Genomic DNA, 16,314 nt, shown 5'->3' with positions numbered 1-16,314 from the left:
TAATGAATTAGTTTAATTAATTATAGGATTGTTATTTACAGGATAATCTGTAAAACTAAAAAGGTTAAATTTTGGTCTTGATGTTATGCACTTGTTAAGGACATGCTTATCGCTGTTTTTATCTTTTGCTATCCTAATTGTAGGATCGGCAGCAGCTGCTGCATCTGTACATAGCCCATGTTTAATGTCATCTCAAGATACACAATCCATGCAAATGATGAATTCTGAAGATCATGAAAAAGCAAGTGCTATGCACATGGATTGTATGAAAGCTGAGGTAAAGATTAAGAAGCAATTACATGATCCATCATGTATGTCTAAGCAAGATTGTATTATGTCATTTTCTAAAATTGCATATACATCTACAGCGCTGGATGTTTTGCAGTCGATGATTTTTTTACCTGCGGAACAGTCTACTTTTTCTCCATTAAATCAAAATTTCATCTCATCTGATCTTTCCAATTTATGGAAACCCCCACGCTTTAACTAATTTGATGATTCTTCATCATTCATAGAGTTTTCTATGGGTGTTCTGCACGTGCGCGTGTACATCATTTTAGAGCTAAAAATATGAACTTTAATAAAGGAAAGCTGTCCCTAAAATGGGGTGGATGCTCGATTGCGACGATCTGTTTTTTCTTGAGTTATGGACATGCTTATGCCCAGCCACTGACTTTGGATACAGCATTGAAGCTTGCTGAGCGATATGCGCCTGCTCTAAGAGCTAATAGTGCTCAGATTGAAGGTGCTGAGAATATAGTTTCAGCTTCAGGTATTTTGCCCAATCCTAAACTATTTGTGGGTCTCGATAATTACCCTGTATCAGGTGATGCTGCATGGTCTGTCACACAAGAGGGGATGACGATGCAAAAGATTGGCATCATGCAAGATTTTCCAAATCGTGCCAAAAGATTAGCTGAAGTTGAATTAGCAAAAGCTGAATTGGGTTCAGCAAATGCTCAAACAGAAATTCTGCGAATTGAGTTACGTCAAAAAGTAGCATCGGCATGGCTTAAACGTTTTTATCTTGAGCGTAAACTGGCGTTATATGATGACCTTCTTTCAGAAAATGGATTGCTATCCCAGATTACACAAACACAGGTTGCGTCTGGTCGAACCATGGTTGCTAATACAATTTCCCCTAGGCTGGACAAAACTATTTTGCTTGATCAAAAAGATGATTTGCTTCGAGATATAAATAAGGCAAAACTAGAATTACACCGATTAATCAGTGAGGATTCTAGTGGTACAACTGAAATAGAAAGTTTGCCTACCCAAGAACCTATAATTAATTTTGATACATCACGTTTATATCATCATCTGCATCAACACCCTGAACTAAAAGCATTCCAAGCAGAAAAGCAAACTGTTGAAGCAAAGCTTAAGCAAGCCCAAGCCCTTCAAAAACCAGATTGGGGTATTGAGCTTGCCTATCAGCATCGTGCTCCTGAATTTGGAGATATGATTGGTGTACAACTGACAACAGAACTACCAATATTTTCAAAAAAACGTAGTGGTCCGCTCATTCAGGCAGCATTAGCTGAACAAAATCGGATTACAGCAGATCAGGAGATAAAATACCGCGACCATCTCACCATGTTAGATGAGGGGCTATCGGATTTAAAAGCTCTTGAAAGACAAATCCAACGTACCGTTCAAAGTACACTTCCTTTGGCTAAAGAAAAAGTAACTTTACAGTTAGCAAGTTATCAGGCTGGTAAAGCCAATTTGTCAGATGTCATTGAGACACGACAAGCATTACTAAATCAGCGATTACGTCTCATCGATTTACAACAACAGCAAGCAATGATCAAAGCCCAGCTCTATTTTTCTTTTGTAGAACCCACCTTAAACCATGCTGAGGAGTCAAGATAATGTTAAAAAATAAATTGGCATTTGTAATTGCTGGCTTGATTGTGGGCAGCTTGGGAGTCGGTAGTGGGATTGGATATTGGTATGCGCATCAAAATGATGAAAAGCAAACTGTAAGTGATCAGGCAACTGCTAAAGTGTTGTACTGGTACGATCCAATGAAACCAGAACAGCATTTTGATAAGCCAGGGAAATCCCCTTTTATGGATATGCAGTTAGTCCCTAAGTATGCGGATGAAAGTACTTCTGGAATAACTGAAAGTGCAGGAGTAAAGATTGATCCAGCTCTTCAACAAAATCTAGCCATTCGTTATGCCACAGTCGAACAGGCTGTAATGGGCAATACCTTGTTAACCAATGGCATATTACAAGCGAATGAACGACAGGTAGCAATTCTGCAAACACGAGCAAGTGGTTTTGTTCAGCGTGTTTATGGCCATGCAGTCGGGGATATAGTGACTCAAGGGAGTCCGATTGCTGATATTTCAATCCCTGAGTGGACTGGGGAACAGACTGAGTTTTTGGCAGTACTTAAAATAGGAGACCGTTCTCTTATTCAAGCAAGTCGACAACGCCTACAGCTTCTGGGAATCCCACCAAATGTGATCCATCAAGTCGAACGGACACATCAAGTACAGTCTAATATGACTTTGAGTGCTCCTTTGAGTGGATTCATTGACTCACTAGAAGTTCGTAGTGGAATGGCTTTAGCTATGGGGCAAACACTTGCCACCATTAAAGGCGTGAATCCAATTTGGTTAGAAGCAGCAGTGCCTGAAACGCAAATTGCTGGGATAAAGCGAGGAGATAAAATCGAAGCAACTTTTGCTGCGTACCCTCAAAAAGTGTCTGGCAAAGTCATTGATATTTTACCGACATTAGATACTACAAGCAGAACCATAAAAGTTCGTATTGAGTTACCCAATAGAGAGGGGCAACTCAAGCCCGGAATGTTTGCTTCTGTCAAATTTTCCAACAATCCTCAAAGCAGTTTAGTTGTGCCAGAGCAAGCTGTTATACGTACAGGTACTCGTAATATTATTATTGTCGCACATGAAAAAGGGCGTTTCGAACCTGTTGTTGTACAGTTAGGACAGAGTGACGGAAATAAAATAGCAATTCTACAGGGTTTGAACGCTGGTCAGAAAATCGTGATTTCGGGACAATTCCTAATTGATTCTGAGGCCAATTTACAGGGTGTACTGGATAAGCTGAACACTGGACAATCGATTACATCATCTCAAGTGACTAAGGCATCAATATACCAAGGCATTGGTAAAGTGGAAAAAGTTACAGCTCAAGACATTACCATTTCACATCATGCAATTGCTGAATTGGGGTGGGGGGCTATGACCATGAGCTTTAAACAACCAGTACAACCATTTACCCAAATTCAGCAAGGCGAGCAGGTCAGTTTTCGTTTTACACGTGTTGGGGATGCTTATGTTATTTCTGACATTTCCAAGATGTCTATGACATCTATGCAGAACTAAACGGGAGAACCATTATGATCGCCCGTATTATTCGTTTTTCAATTACAAATCGAGTATTTGTCTTATTAGCTGCTGTAGTTCTTGCCGTTTGGGGAACTTGGGCTGTCAAGAATACTCCGGTTGATGCTTTGCCAGATCTGTCTGATGTACAAGTGATTGTGCGAACTAATTTTCCCGGTCAAGCACCACAAATTGTTGAAAATCAGGTGACTTATCCTTTAACAACGACCATGTTATCAGTACCCGGTGTTAAAGCTGTTCGGGGCTATTCTTTTTTTGGTGATTCGTTTGTTTATGTCATTTTTGATGAACATACTGATCTTTATTGGGCACGTTCTCGTGTATTGGAATATCTCAATCAAATACAAGAAAGAATGCCTGCAAATGCAAAATCTTCATTAGGACCAGATGCTACAGGTGTTGGTTGGATCTACGAATATGCTTTGGTTGATCCAACAGGGCAACATGATCTCTCACAACTGCGAAGCATACAAGATTGGTTTTTGAAGTATGAACTGAAGACAGTACCAAATGTGGCTGAGGTCGCCACAATTGGGGGGATGGTTAAACAATATCAAGTTGTTTTAGACCCAACCAAAATGGCAGCATTCGGTATAACTCAGCGAAGCATAATTGAAGCAATTCAAAAGGCAAATCAGGAAACTGGCGGTTCAGTCCTAGAAATGGCTGAAACTGAATATATGGTGAGAGCTTCAGGTTATTTAAAAACATTAGAAGATTTTCGGCAGATTCCGTTACGTACAAACGATTTAGGTGTTCCAATCACTCTTGGAGATGTTGCAATGATTCAACTCGGTCCTGAAATGCGTCGTGGAATTACTGAACTCAATGGACAAGGGGAAACTGTTGGAGGTGTTGTGATTTTACGTGCTGGTAAAAATGCACGTGAAACCATTACTGCTGTAAAAGAAAAACTTGCTGAATTACAACAAAGTCTACCGAAAGGTGTACAAGTTGTTTCTGTGTATGACCGCAGTCAATTGATTGATCGGGCGGTAGAGAATCTCAGCCATAAATTAATTGAAGAGTTTATTGTAGTGGCTTTGGTTTGTGGGCTATTCCTCTGGCATTTACGTTCAGCAATGGTTGCGATTGTTTCTTTGCCTTTGGGAATCTTGTCAGCCTTTTTATTGATGTATTATCAGGGACTAAATGCCAATATCATGTCATTGGGTGGGATTGCAATCGCGATTGGTGCTATGGTTGATGCATCTGTGGTTATGGTCGAAAATGCACATAAGCATATCGAAGCTTGGCAACATGAACATCCTGATCGAGTTTTAGAAATACAAGAGCGTTGGGACATCATTACACGTTCTGCCAGTGAGGTTGGGCCTGCTTTATTTTTCTGTTTACTCATCATTACTTTATCCTTTATTCCCATTTTTACTTTGCAAGCACAAGAAGGACGATTGTTCTCTCCATTGGCATTTACTAAAACTTATGCCATGGCTGCTGCTGCGGGGCTATCTATTACATTGATTCCAGTTTTGATGGGATACTGGATTCGCGGGAAGTTACCATCTGAACAACGGAATCCATTAAACCGTTTTCTCATCAAAATATACCGTCCTATGTTAGATAAAGTCTTAGCTTATCCAAAGACAACGTTATTAGGTGCGTTACTCATTTTTCTTATCAGTCTTTTTCCTTTAACGCAATTAGGTGGAGAGTTCCTGCCTAATATGGATGAAGGTGATTTACTGTATATGCCTTCAGCTTTACCGGGATTGTCCGCAGCAAAAGCTTCTGAATTACTTCAACAGACTGATCGAATGATTAAAACTGTTCCAGAGGTTGCCACTGTATTTGGTAAAGCTGGGCGAGCAGAGTCGGCTACAGATCCTGCACCTTTAGAAATGTTTGAAACCACGATTCAGTTTAAACCACGATCTGAATGGCGTTCAGGTATGACACCAGATAAGTTGATAAAAGAACTGGATAAAGCTGTTCAAGTACCGGGTTTAACAAATATCTGGGTGCCGCCTATTCGTAACAGAATTGATATGTTGGCGACCGGGGTTAAAAGCCCAATCGGGATCAAGATTTCAGCAAATGATTTGCAAGATATTGATCGGGTAGCACAACAAATTGAACAGGTTGCCAAAAAAGTGCCCGGTGTTAGCTCAGCTTTAGCTGAACGACTCACTGGTGGGCGATATGTTGATATCGATATTAATCGAATGGAAGCTGCACGCTATGGTCTCAATATCACCGATGTACAGCAAATTGTGTCATCAGCAATTGGTGGGGAAAATATTGGTGAAACTGTTGAAGGGTTAGCAAGGTATCCTATTAATGTACGTTATCCGCGAGAAATTCGAGATTCACTTGAGGCATTAAGAAATTTACCAATTCTGACTGAATCAGGTCAGCAAATTGTTTTGAGTAGTGTTGCCAACATTCAAATCACAGATGGTCCTCCGATGTTAAAAAGTGAGAATGCTCGTCCAAGTGGTTGGGTCTATGTTGATGTACAAGGACGTGATTTAGCCTCCGTTGTTCGGGATTTGAAACAGTCTATTGACCAACAAGTGAAACGCTCTGCGGGTATGAGTATTAGTTATTCAGGTCAATTTGAATTTATGGAAAGAGCAAATGCTCGCCTAAAGGTAGTAATACCAATCACTTTGATGATCATTTTTCTATTGCTGTATCTGATTTTTAGACAAGTACAAGATGCTGCTCTGATTATGCTGACTCTACCATTCGCTTTAATTGGTGGTATTTGGGCAATGTATTTCAGTGGTTATAATTTCTCAATTGCCATTGCAGTAGGCTTTATTGCACTTGCCGGTGTTGCCGCAGAGTTTGGAGTGGTCATGTTGTTTTATTTAAAGCAGGCGATAGAACATGCTCAACAAAATTTATCATCTTTAACTGAGCAGCAACTCAATGATGCCCTTCGTACAGGGGCAGTACTACGGGTTCGCCCTAAAGCGATGACTGTAGCTGTCATTCTGGCGGGTTTGATTCCTATCCTTTTAGGAACTGGAACGGGCTCTGAATTGATGAGTCGTATTGCTTTACCTATGGTTGGGGGCATGATTTCAGCTCCACTTTTATCAATGTTTGTTATTCCCGCTGCATATCAGCTTTTAATCAAAAGAAAACTATCAAAATCTTGATAGTTTTCTTATTTCGTTCAAAGAGGTTTTATTATGTTTAAATTTATTAAAATTGTCGCTCTTGTTGCCACTGTTACTGCGTTAAGTGCATGTAGTAAAAATGAGGCGTCAGAGCAAAAGAAAGCGGAAGCGCCTATGGAGCAGATGAGTAAAGAATCATCTACAGCAACGACAACTCAAGCAGTTGGAGTGATTACGGCTATTGATACGAAAGAAAATATTTTGACACTCGATCATGAGGCAATTCCTGCGATTAAATGGCCTGCGATGACCATGGGCTTTAAAGTTGCTGATCCTGCATTATTGAATGGGCTTGCAGTAGGGCAAAAAGTTGATTTTGAATTAAAGGCTGAGGGAGAAACATACACAGTCGTAGCTGCTAAGTTAAAAAAATAGGATGATTTAGTAGATAGAATTTTGATAGTAATGAGGTTCTTTTCAAAAGAGCCTTATTCTCTAATAAAAAACAAAACATATGGTATTGCATATATATGGTAATTCGAATATAAAGATATTATAAATTATCAAAAGAGCTCAATTCGATGACAACTTCATCAACTGTGACGATTTATCACAACCCAGCTTGTGGGACATCTCGCAACACTTTGGCTTTGATCCGTAATACAGGGATTGAGCCAACTGTGATTGAATATCTCATTACACCACCTAGTCATGACGAATTAGTTAAATTGATTCAGGATGCAAAATTAACAGTAAGAGAGGCCATTCGCCAGAATGTAGATCCTTATCGGGATTTAGACCTTGATCGTAGTGATTTGAGTGATGAGCAGTTACTTAGTTTTATGCTTGATCATCCAATATTGATTAATCGACCATTTGTTGTTACTGAATTAGGCACTCGCTTAAGCCGTCCTTCTGAAGTTGTCTTAGATATTCTACCATTACCTCAGAAGGGTGCCTTTACGAAAGAGGATGGTGAAAAAGTGATTGATGAAAATGGTCAACGAGTGAATTAAAAATTTTACTTTTTGTATGTGATTATCCGCATATCCAAATAAGTGAATGGGAGTTAAGAATGGACCAAGTTAATTTTTTTAAATGCTTATCAGATGAAACTCGACTAAATATCGTGACTTTAGTCGCTGAGAATAAAGAATTATGTGTTTGTGATTTGACTGAAAAGTTGCAACTGAGTCAGCCAAAGATTTCTAGGCATTTAGCGTTATTGCGTTCTTCTGGTCTCTTACAGGACAGGAGACAAAGCCAATGGGTGTATTACAGCATTAATCCGCAATTACCAATGTGGTGCCATGACGTTCTGAATCTTTTGGTAAGCAGTCAAACCATAGTAAATAAAGATTCCCAAAATATCCAAATAAATAGCTATTGTGAGTAATAGAATATGAAATTTCTTTTTTTGTGTACTGGAAATAGTTGCCGTAGCATCCTCTCAGAAGTCCTTTTTAACAGTCGTGCGCCTGAAGGATGGAAAGCATACAGTGCAGGTAGTAAGCCATCAGGGCAAGTACATCCATTGACTATAGAAACTTTAGAAAATCTTGGTCTCTCAACAGATGGTTTGTGGAGTAAAACCATTGATGACTGCGAACAATATCAACCTGACGTCGTGATTACTGTTTGCGATTCAGCAGCTCAAGAAGCGTGTCCACTTTATTTAGGTGGAGCGATTAAGGCACATTGGGGCTTGGCTGATCCTTCACATTTAGATTTGCCGAAAGAAGAAAAATTAAAAGCATTCCAAGTTACTGTTGATCATATCAACCGCCGCTTAGACGCTTTATTGGCACTAGATACAACTCATATGTCTCGCCCAGATTTGATTGCAGCAATCAATCAAATTTCGCATATTGAATGAGAACATCATGGCTCAACAAAGATTATCTTTTCTAGATCGTAACCTCACTCTATGGATTTTTATCGCCATGGCATTGGGGATTGCGATAGGTGTGTTCTTTCCGCAAGCTTCCGTTACTTTAGACAAAATGAGTGTGGATTCCGTCAATATTCCAATTGCGATTGGTTTGATTCTGATGATGTATCCACCTTTAGCCAAAGTGGACTATGCTACTTTGCCACAAGTGTTTAAAGACAAGAAAACCTTAACTTTGTCTTTGGTGCAGAACTGGGTGATTGCGCCTGTATTAATGTTTGCATTAGCAATTATTTTTTTACATAGCTATCCAGAGTACATGACAGGCTTGATCCTGATCGGTTTGGCTCGCTGTATTGCAATGGTCTTGGTGTGGAATGGTTTAGCCTGTGGTGATAACCAATATGTAGCAGCGTTGGTGGCATTCAATAGTATTTTCCAGATTCTGTTTTTTAGTACCTATGCTTGGCTGTTCCTCACATTCTTGCCACCCTATTTCGGTATTGCAGGGCAAGTGATCAATGTTGATTTCTGGACGATTACCCATGCGGTGTTGGTTTACTTGGGGATTCCATTTCTTCTTGGTTTCTTGACTCGTTTGGTTTTGGTCAAAGCCAAAGGCTTAGATTGGTATCAAAATGTCTTTTTACCCAAGATCAGCCCACTCAGTTTATTGGCACTTCTTTTTACCATCGTGGCAATGTTTAGCCTAAAAGGTGGTGATGTAGTGAGCTTACCATTGGATGTTCTGCGTATCGCAATCCCACTCACGATTTATTTTATTGTGATGTTTTTCATCAGCTTCTTTATGAGTAAATGGATGGGCAATGACTATCCTAAAACCACAGCAATTTCTTTCACGGCTGCTGGTAATAACTTTGAGTTGGCTTTGGCTGTAGCGATTGCAACCTTTGGTTTGGCTTCACCTGTGGCATTTACCACCGTGATTGGTCCTTTAGTTGAAGTACCTGTATTGATCGCTTTAGTGAGTGTGTCTCTATGGCTCAGAAAAAAGTATTTTAAATCGGTGTAATTGTAATGAATCTTCCTAATGTTGATATGGAGCTACTTGAACAGCCAACTTTGGAAAAAGTTCAAGCTAAATCGTTAGATCATGCGCCACGTATTTTGTTGTTATATGGTTCTAACCGTGAGCGTTCGTATAGTCGTTTAGCCGTGATGGAAGCAGGTCGAATCTTGGAACAGTTTGGTGCTGAGGTTAAAATTTTTCATCCGAAAGGGCTACCTTTGCCAGAAGATGCGGATATGGAACACCCAAAAGCAAAAGAACTACATGAGCTTTTGGCATGGTCAGAGGGCATGGTGTGGTGTTCGCCTGAACGTCACGGTTCAATGAGTTCGATCTTTAAGTCACAGATAGATTGGATTCCATTGGCAGGTGGTGCGATTCGTGCCACTCAAGGAAAAACACTGGCACTAATGCAAGTCAGTGGTGGTTCGCAATCTTTCAATAGTGTCAATCAAATGCGTATTTTAGGGCGTTGGATGCGGATGATCACGATTCCGAATCAGTCTTCAATTCCAAAAGCATTTTTAGAGTTTGAAGAAGATGGGCGAATGAAAGCATCATCGTATTACGACCGTATCGTGGATGTGATGGAAGAGCTGTATAAATTCACCTTGCTGACACGGGGGCAAAGTCAGTATTTAACTGATCGTTATTCTGAGCGTAAAGAATCTGCTGAAGAATTATCAAAACGTGTTAATCAGCGAAGTTTGTAGAATGCTGGAGAAAATTAAATGCAAAATCAACATTCTCGTTTAATTATTTTAGGTTCGGGACCTGCGGGTTATAGTGCAGCCGTATATGCAGCTCGTGCCAACCTCAAACCAACATTGATTGCTGGACTACAATTAGGCGGGCAATTAACAACAACGACTGAAGTTGATAATTGGGTTGGCGATGCTGAGGGCTTAACTGGTCCTGTACTCATGGAGCGTATGCAGGCGCATGCAGAACGCTTTGGTACAGAAATGGTCTATGATCACATCAATGAGGTGGATCTCAAAACTCGCCCATTCGTACTCAAAGGTGACATGGGTGAATATACTTGTGATGCACTGATTATTGCAACAGGTGCAACGGCTCAATATCTAGGTCTTGAGTCAGAGGCAGCTTTCATGGGGCAGGGTGTGAGTGCCTGTGCAACCTGTGATGGTTTCTTCTATAAAAACCAAAATGTCATGGTGGTTGGTGGTGGTAACACTGCGGTTGAGGAAGCTTTATATCTGTCAAATATCGCTGCACATGTGACACTGGTACACCGTCGTGACAGTCTGCGTTCTGAAAAGATTTTGCAAGACCATCTTTTTGCCAAAGAAAAAGAGGGCAAAATCAGCATTATTTGGAACCATCAAGTTGATGAGGTTTTAGGTGACAACACAGGTGTAACGGCGGTACGTATTAAATCCACTCAAGATGCAAGTATCCAAGATGTTCAAGTGCAAGGCTTGTTTGTTGCGATTGGACATAAACCCAATACAGGAATGTTTGAAAGTCAATTGAACCTACGTGATGGCTATATCCAAGTCCAAAGTGGAACTACGGGTAATGCAACAGCTACATCTATCGAGGGTGTATTTGCTGCGGGTGATGTGGCAGACAGTATTTATCGTCAAGCGATTACCTCGGCTGGTTCGGGTTGTATGGCAGCATTGGATGCTGAAAAGTATTTAGACAATCAAGAATAATCAATACATTCACTGAAATAAATCAAGCTAACTCCACCTCTCATGGGTGGAGTTAGATTTTCTATATTGTTTTTTTATTTAGCTACTTATAGTGTTACGCCAGCGTTTCTCTATTTCGGATTCGCTTACTTAAAGCGAGTGTGGGATAAGTAAGCAGATCCTTTTTAGTAATTGGTATGCTCATTACAAATTCTTTTGGGAACATCAAATTAGTTGGATGGATGAGCAATTAAAATTCAGATTTATAAGAGATAAAATTCCTTTATCTCTTATTTTTATATTAAGTGTTTTTGTAATTGGGATTGTACTTTTTTGAGCTGTACCACATGGCTTCAGGCTATTTGTGCATGATATATGTTGCCCAATCAGCCATTAAGCCTTTACGTTTTTCTAAATAGCCTCCACGTAAATAAGAAGCTTCAACCTTATCTGGAAGTTTGTGTGCGAGAACATGTTCACACACTTCTCTACGGTAATCTGTTTTGTCTGCCGACCAATCACGGAAAGTAGACCGAAAGCCATGCGTTGTAATGACTCGGTTTTGTTTGGGATCAATATAGCCTAAGCCATTTTCTTTAAGCTTTTGCTCATGCAGTCGTTTGATTAGGGTCGTCAAAGACATATCAGAAAGCATCTCACCACTCCGTGGCGCAGGGAAGATGAAATCTTGAATTAGAGTATGATTTTGAATTGATTCAAGCAAACTTATCGCTTCTTTCGACAAAGGCACATGATGTTCCTTTTCTGCTTTCATACGTTCTTTAGGAATAATCCAGACTTTATTCTTAAAATCAATTTCCTGCCATTTCGCCCCAAAAATCTCACCAGAGCGACAGGCGGTTAAAATTGCAAATTCCAGAGCTTTTGGTGAAATTCCTTTTTTCTGTCTTAAGTGTTGGATAAACTCAGCAACCTGTTCATAGGGCAGGGATGGGTGAGGGCGTGATTCCTGCTTTAAATTACCTAATATAGGTTCAAGATTGCCTTTCCATTCGGCAGGGTTGTCACCCTCAAAATATCCCATTGCTTTGGCATAATCAAAAATGGTTTCTATACGACCACGGATACGTTTGGCTGTTTCGTTTTTCTCAACCCAAATAGGTCTTAAAACTTCAGCAATATCGGCTTTGGTAATGTTACTAATAGTAAGATTGCCCAAAGTTGGGTAAATATAAGTTTCTAGTGTTGATGACCATTGTCCAATATGTTTTTCATTTTTGAGTTCACGGGTTTTATTGGCAATAACAACTTTTGCACATTCCATGAATGTTTTGTTCCGTAGTTGCTGAACATGAAGCTTTGCAAGCTGTTCCTGTTGATGGACAATTGGATCAATACCACTTCGTATTTGTAATTTTAATTCAGTGGCTTTAGCACGAGCTTCAGCTAAAGAAACTTCAGGGTATGGACCAATACCAATATCACGTCGATGAGGTTTTAATTTTCCATCTTTATCCAGATGTTTTCCCACCACCGCACGTAAAATCCAGACACGGGAAGTTCCTTCGACGTTTAAACAAAGACCATCAACACCACCTACGTGATATCGACCAGTCTCTTTAATTTTTGCTACACTAAGCGCAGATAGCTCTTTAGCTTTCTTTGGCATGTTATTGTCTACCCCTCAAATTACCCCTCATAAAATACTGGAAATAGTCGGATTAGACAAGACTGAGTTGGATGGGTGTAATTGTAATTAATTGAAAAATATTAATTTATAATATTGGATTGGACTTCTTAGGATTGGTGTTAGACGGACACCGCTTCCGCCAAATATCTAAAAGGGAATCAAACATATAGTTTGATTCCCTTTTTCTTTGGCACAATTTTGGCACTATTCGAAATTTTAACAATCTCTTCTTTGTTCTTATCTGAATTAATCTACTTCGTATAACGCTTCATTAGCATGACCAAACTATGACCCAGCTGGGCTGTGAAACCACATAAAACCGGATTGAGTCCATTCTTTAAGCATACAGTTGCATATAAGTATGACGAGTGTTATAGGCAGGGCGATAATAGATACTATTCGCTTTCAAAACAGCCATAAACTTCTAACTAATGGAATCAAGTTCAGTCTTTTGAATTTTCTCATTCCTTAATAAATCATTCGGATGCTAATTCGACATATCCAGATCATCATATTCGTTCAAGGTCTTACCTTGTTGAATATGCTCCTGATAATGTTTAGCACGTAGCAGATCAAGTTCTGAACCGGACATACCATCTTTCCAGTAGCCTGCAATACGTACGTCGTTTTTATGCAAATGTTTATCTTCTAGAAAAAATTGACGTAAGGCCCTTGCTTCATTGCGTTCGCAAGCCGCCCAAATCGTCATATTTTCATAATTTTCTAGCGCAAATGCTGCTTTTAAAAGAAGACCTTTTTGTGGCGTGTGATGTTCTTTATGGAACGAATGGATTTTTACATGGTCATGGTGGGGTAATTGGCGAGCAATATCTCTTTCAAAACTTTCAATGAAAATATCAGCACTTACGTCATTTTCCCATTGCTTGAGTATCGAATGTAACGCGGGTACAGCCGTATCATCGGCAAACATGACCACATGTTTTTGATGGATAAAATTGGGTATGAAATGAGGGCGGGGACCAATAAGCCCGATTTTTGTACCCACTTGAGCCGAATTAAGCCATTGCATTGCAGGGCTTAAATCTTCATGTTTAACAAAATCAATTTCGATTTGAGCATCTACAGGATCGAATGAACGTACCGTATACACGCGTGAGATGGGATGTCCCTCTGGTGAATGGTTCACAATTAAGCGAATGGCCAAATTGGGAGCTTGCCAAAGCTCTGGTTGTAATGTGTTGATTTTTCCTTGAATTCTTACGATGGATGGAAAAGGGGAATGGATTGAGACGATGGTCATCTCAAGTTGTTCCATATCTTGTAAATGATCTTTCTGTTTGAGTACATCGCTATATTCTGGTTTTGTTTTTTCTGCAATTTTTGTCATATATATCACCTAAGCTTAATGACGACTATAGAGCGAGATAATGGTTATAAATGTAATCTCTTTATCGGTTACAATAACCAACTCTCGCCTAAATGTAAATAATAATTATTATCAATTATGGGTTTTAGTCAATGAGGCTACCCTCTAAGTCATTAAATCTAAAAGTAAATGATTAATTGATAGTTTTGATATCTATGCTTTTTCATCAAGAATTTTAAACCAATTAATAAGGTGGTTTTTATAGTTTAATTGAAAATGATTATCATTTATATTATTGTGAAGAGATATCTATGCTTCAAACCAAGAGCAAAAAAGGACGAAATTTTATAACCTTGTTTTGATGATTAGATGGGGCAGTACTGAATAAACAATCGGGTGAGGAAATAGATAAATGCTAAAAGATTCTAATCAAAATTTAGAGGAAATGAATAATAAAAATAACAACATAGAAAATTTCTTAAAGCGAATTTATGAAAATCTTTTTGATCGGACGTCCAATCGAACAGCAATCATTTTTGAAGACCGTAGCATGAGTTATGCTGAGGTCGGGGCCCAGGTCGCCAAAGTCATGTCTGCGCTAAAAAAGCAAGACTTGGTGACAGGATCAGTGGTTGCAATTTGTCTGCGAAAAAGTCCTGAGCATATTTATACTGCTTTGGCATGTGCGTTAACAGGCATTATCTGGCTACCTGTAGATATGGATTCACCGCCGACGAGACTAAACTATTTATTGACGAATAGTCGGGCAGATGTGGTGGTGAGCGATGCACCCATTGCTGGTGTTCAACACCTAAATATTAATGAAATTTTATCGGCTACAACTGAGGATGAACCGAGCTTTAATGCCGAAATTAACCGGCTTCCGGCATATTATTTATATACGTCGGGAAGTACAGGAACTCCGAAATGTGTGGTCTTAAATAATCAGGCCACTGCAAACACGCTACAGCAGACGATTTCGAAATGGGAAATGACTGCTGACGACGTCATTATGGCGGTAACACCGTTCCATCATGATATGTCGGTATTTGATGTATTCGCTTCAATGGCCGTGGGTGCAACGTTGGTGGTACCATCTTTTCAACAGAGTAAAAACGCTATTATCTGGGCCGATCTGGTAGATCGTTGCAAAGTTACGCTTTGGAGCAGTGTGCCTGCCATTGTCGATATGCTATTCAGTGTGGCTCGTAAAGAACAGTTACGGTCTTTGCGTTTAATTGCCCAAGGCGGCGACTATATCAAACCTGCACTCATCTCGAAGTTAAGACAACAATTACCTCACGCGCGTTTATTTTCATTAGGTGGCCCTACAGAGACCACGATTTGGAGTATATGGCATGAAATTGATGAGCAAGATCAGGACATTATTCCGTATGGAAAAGCTTTAGAAAATAACCGATATTTTATTTTGGATGAAAATCTGAAGCCTTGCCCAATGGGTGAGATCGGTACCATGTATATGACCGGGCTTAACTTATCAAATGGCTATTTACTGAATGGAGAAATTTATTATAAGGATTTCATTGATCTTCCGCTAAGCGACAGCGAAACTCAAACAGCTTTCCGCATGAGTGATCAAGGCTATGTAAGGGAAGATGGAAATATTATTTTTGCTGGACGTGAGGAAGGTTATTTAAAGATAAAAGGCGTAAGAATCGCTGCGGCCGAAGTTGAAAATGCTTTGACAAAGAACCCGTATATTCATAACGGTGTGGTAATCAGTTGCGTACATCCAACCACTGAAACTCAAGAGTTAGTCGCTGTTTATACCCTGGATAATCAATCTGAAACTACGGGCTTAAGTCATCATGAATTAAAGAACTTTTTAAAAGTGCATTTGCCGAGTTCTCATATTCCTTCGAAATATTTGGGCATCGAAACCATACCTTTGACCCGAAATGGCAAAATTGATCGTAAAGCTGTGCAAGAAATCGCTCAGGGGAAACTTTACGTATCTTCTACGTTCTCTGCAAACTCCTCTAAAACACTGTCATCAGTCGCTGAGCTGGGAGATTCGGTTTTATCGATTTTCCGTGAATGCATGGCTGACAGCCAAGCTGAAAAAATGGATATTTTTTATAGAACTGAAATATTGGATATAGGCATCCGTCCGAAACAGCTCATGAGTATTGCCCAGAAACTTTCTCAGAAGCTCAGTACCGAAATTGATTTTTATACACTGATGAGCTGCAAAACAATTCAGGATGTGGTGAATAAAGTAGAGCAGCAAATCAGATAGGGACATTGAAATGTGATTA

The 16,314-nt window shown here is 39.6% G+C and carries 15 protein-coding genes and 1 pseudogene; 13 read left to right on the top strand and 3 right to left on the bottom strand.

Annotated elements, in window-relative coordinates; genetic code table 11:
* Positions 1 to 85 precede the first annotated feature (85 nt).
* From ACINWC323_RS0118685 to ACINWC323_RS20505, 12 genes are all read left to right on the top strand, one after another.
* Positions 86 to 490 carry a hypothetical protein gene (locus tag ACINWC323_RS0118685; protein WP_004699723.1) on the top strand — a complete coding sequence of 135 codons (405 nt, stop codon included), beginning with the start codon at positions 86 to 88 and terminating at the stop codon, positions 488 to 490.
* 80 nt (positions 491 to 570) lie between these two features.
* Complete coding sequence (locus tag ACINWC323_RS16855) at positions 571 to 1,875, top strand: TolC family protein (protein ID WP_005144794.1); 1,305 nt, start codon at positions 571 to 573, stop codon at positions 1,873 to 1,875.
* Positions 1,875 to 3,365, top strand: a complete 1,491-nt coding sequence (locus ACINWC323_RS16860; protein ID WP_004699726.1) for an efflux RND transporter periplasmic adaptor subunit — start codon at positions 1,875 to 1,877, stop codon at positions 3,363 to 3,365. Before ACINWC323_RS16855 ends, ACINWC323_RS16860 begins: the two co-directional genes overlap by 1 nt.
* A 14-nt stretch (positions 3,366 to 3,379) precedes the next feature.
* Positions 3,380 to 6,514: an efflux RND transporter permease subunit gene (locus tag ACINWC323_RS16865; protein WP_005144795.1), complete on the top strand. Its 3,135-nt coding sequence runs from the start codon at positions 3,380 to 3,382 to the stop codon at positions 6,512 to 6,514.
* Between the two features lie 33 nt (positions 6,515 to 6,547).
* Entirely contained in the window at positions 6,548 to 6,910 is a 363-nt protein-coding gene (locus ACINWC323_RS16870) for a copper-binding protein (RefSeq protein ID WP_004699729.1), read from the top strand.
* Positions 6,911 to 7,056: 146 nt separating this feature from the next.
* Positions 7,057 to 7,491, top strand: coding sequence for an arsenate reductase (glutaredoxin) (gene arsC, locus ACINWC323_RS16875; protein WP_004699732.1), 435 nt, complete (start codon positions 7,057 to 7,059; stop codon positions 7,489 to 7,491).
* A gap of 59 nt (positions 7,492 to 7,550) precedes the next feature.
* Positions 7,551 to 7,871: a metalloregulator ArsR/SmtB family transcription factor gene (locus ACINWC323_RS19560; protein WP_004699734.1), complete on the top strand. Its 321-nt coding sequence runs from the start codon at positions 7,551 to 7,553 to the stop codon at positions 7,869 to 7,871.
* A gap of 6 nt (positions 7,872 to 7,877) precedes the next feature.
* Positions 7,878 to 8,351: an arsenate reductase ArsC gene (locus ACINWC323_RS16880; protein ID WP_004699737.1), complete on the top strand. Its 474-nt coding sequence runs from the start codon at positions 7,878 to 7,880 to the stop codon at positions 8,349 to 8,351.
* Between the two features lie 7 nt (positions 8,352 to 8,358).
* Positions 8,359 to 9,399, top strand: coding sequence for an ACR3 family arsenite efflux transporter (arsB, locus tag ACINWC323_RS16885; RefSeq protein WP_004699740.1), 1,041 nt, complete (start codon positions 8,359 to 8,361; stop codon positions 9,397 to 9,399).
* Positions 9,400 to 9,404: 5 nt separating this feature from the next.
* On the top strand, positions 9,405 to 10,109 hold the full coding sequence (gene arsH, locus ACINWC323_RS16890; protein ID WP_004699742.1) for an arsenical resistance protein ArsH: 705 nt from the start codon (positions 9,405 to 9,407) through the stop codon (positions 10,107 to 10,109).
* An 18-nt stretch (positions 10,110 to 10,127) separates the two neighbouring features.
* Positions 10,128 to 11,078 (top strand): thioredoxin-disulfide reductase, encoded by a 951-nt coding sequence (gene trxB / locus ACINWC323_RS16895; protein ID WP_004699744.1) that lies wholly within the window; start codon positions 10,128 to 10,130, stop codon positions 11,076 to 11,078.
* Between the two features lie 145 nt (positions 11,079 to 11,223).
* The gene (locus ACINWC323_RS20505) at positions 11,224 to 11,394 is read left to right on the top strand and encodes a hypothetical protein (protein WP_323807942.1); all 171 of its coding nucleotides are present in this window, start codon (positions 11,224 to 11,226) and stop codon (positions 11,392 to 11,394) included.
* 21 nt (positions 11,395 to 11,415) lie between these two features.
* Here the strand turns inward: ACINWC323_RS20505 and ACINWC323_RS16900 are convergent, their stop codons facing one another.
* The 3 genes and pseudogenes from ACINWC323_RS16900 to ACINWC323_RS16905 form a co-directional block, all read right to left on the bottom strand.
* Positions 11,416 to 12,687 (bottom strand): tyrosine-type recombinase/integrase, encoded by a 1,272-nt coding sequence (locus ACINWC323_RS16900; RefSeq protein WP_004699746.1) that lies wholly within the window; start codon positions 12,685 to 12,687, stop codon positions 11,416 to 11,418.
* 179 nt (positions 12,688 to 12,866) lie between these two features.
* Positions 12,867 to 13,132, bottom strand: a pseudogene (locus ACINWC323_RS20500) (site-specific integrase); the annotation flags it as partial.
* A gap of 63 nt (positions 13,133 to 13,195) precedes the next feature.
* Positions 13,196 to 14,056: a siderophore-interacting protein gene (locus ACINWC323_RS16905; protein WP_009507324.1), complete on the bottom strand. Its 861-nt coding sequence runs from the start codon at positions 14,054 to 14,056 to the stop codon at positions 13,196 to 13,198.
* A 391-nt stretch (positions 14,057 to 14,447) separates the two neighbouring features.
* Here ACINWC323_RS16905 and ACINWC323_RS16910 point away from each other — a divergent pair, with 391 nt between their 5' ends.
* Positions 14,448 to 16,295 carry an AMP-binding protein gene (locus ACINWC323_RS16910; protein WP_009507298.1) on the top strand — a complete coding sequence of 616 codons (1,848 nt, stop codon included), beginning with the start codon at positions 14,448 to 14,450 and terminating at the stop codon, positions 16,293 to 16,295.
* The last annotated feature ends 19 nt before the right edge of the window (positions 16,296 to 16,314 follow it).

Source organism: Acinetobacter sp. WC-323, assembly GCF_000314615.1.
Classification (GTDB): Bacteria; Pseudomonadota; Gammaproteobacteria; order Pseudomonadales; family Moraxellaceae; genus Acinetobacter; species Acinetobacter courvalinii.
The sequence above is the reverse complement of the archived record's forward strand: the minus strand, read 5'-3'. Positions and strand labels throughout refer to the sequence as shown.

Excerpts from the sequence above, each read along its gene's own strand:
- ACINWC323_RS0118685 (WP_004699723.1), top strand. The coding sequence starts at position 86 with ATGCACTTGTTAAGGACATGCTTATCGCTGTTTTTATCTTTTGCTATC.
- ACINWC323_RS16855 (WP_005144794.1), top strand. The coding sequence starts at position 571 with ATGAACTTTAATAAAGGAAAGCTGTCCCTAAAATGGGGTGGATGCTCG.
- ACINWC323_RS16860 (WP_004699726.1), top strand. The coding sequence starts at position 1,875 with ATGTTAAAAAATAAATTGGCATTTGTAATTGCTGGCTTGATTGTGGGC.
- ACINWC323_RS16865 (WP_005144795.1), top strand. The coding sequence starts at position 3,380 with ATGATCGCCCGTATTATTCGTTTTTCAATTACAAATCGAGTATTTGTC.
- ACINWC323_RS16870 (WP_004699729.1), top strand. The coding sequence starts at position 6,548 with ATGTTTAAATTTATTAAAATTGTCGCTCTTGTTGCCACTGTTACTGCG.
- arsC (WP_004699732.1), top strand. The coding sequence starts at position 7,057 with ATGACAACTTCATCAACTGTGACGATTTATCACAACCCAGCTTGTGGG.
- ACINWC323_RS19560 (WP_004699734.1), top strand. The coding sequence starts at position 7,551 with ATGGACCAAGTTAATTTTTTTAAATGCTTATCAGATGAAACTCGACTA.
- ACINWC323_RS16880 (WP_004699737.1), top strand. The coding sequence starts at position 7,878 with ATGAAATTTCTTTTTTTGTGTACTGGAAATAGTTGCCGTAGCATCCTC.
- arsB (WP_004699740.1), top strand. The coding sequence starts at position 8,359 with ATGGCTCAACAAAGATTATCTTTTCTAGATCGTAACCTCACTCTATGG.
- arsH (WP_004699742.1), top strand. The coding sequence starts at position 9,405 with ATGAATCTTCCTAATGTTGATATGGAGCTACTTGAACAGCCAACTTTG.
- trxB (WP_004699744.1), top strand. The coding sequence starts at position 10,128 with ATGCAAAATCAACATTCTCGTTTAATTATTTTAGGTTCGGGACCTGCG.
- ACINWC323_RS16900 (WP_004699746.1), bottom strand. The coding sequence starts at position 12,687 with ATGCCAAAGAAAGCTAAAGAGCTATCTGCGCTTAGTGTAGCAAAAATT.
- ACINWC323_RS16905 (WP_009507324.1), bottom strand. The coding sequence starts at position 14,056 with ATGACAAAAATTGCAGAAAAAACAAAACCAGAATATAGCGATGTACTC.
- ACINWC323_RS16910 (WP_009507298.1), top strand. The coding sequence starts at position 14,448 with ATGCTAAAAGATTCTAATCAAAATTTAGAGGAAATGAATAATAAAAAT.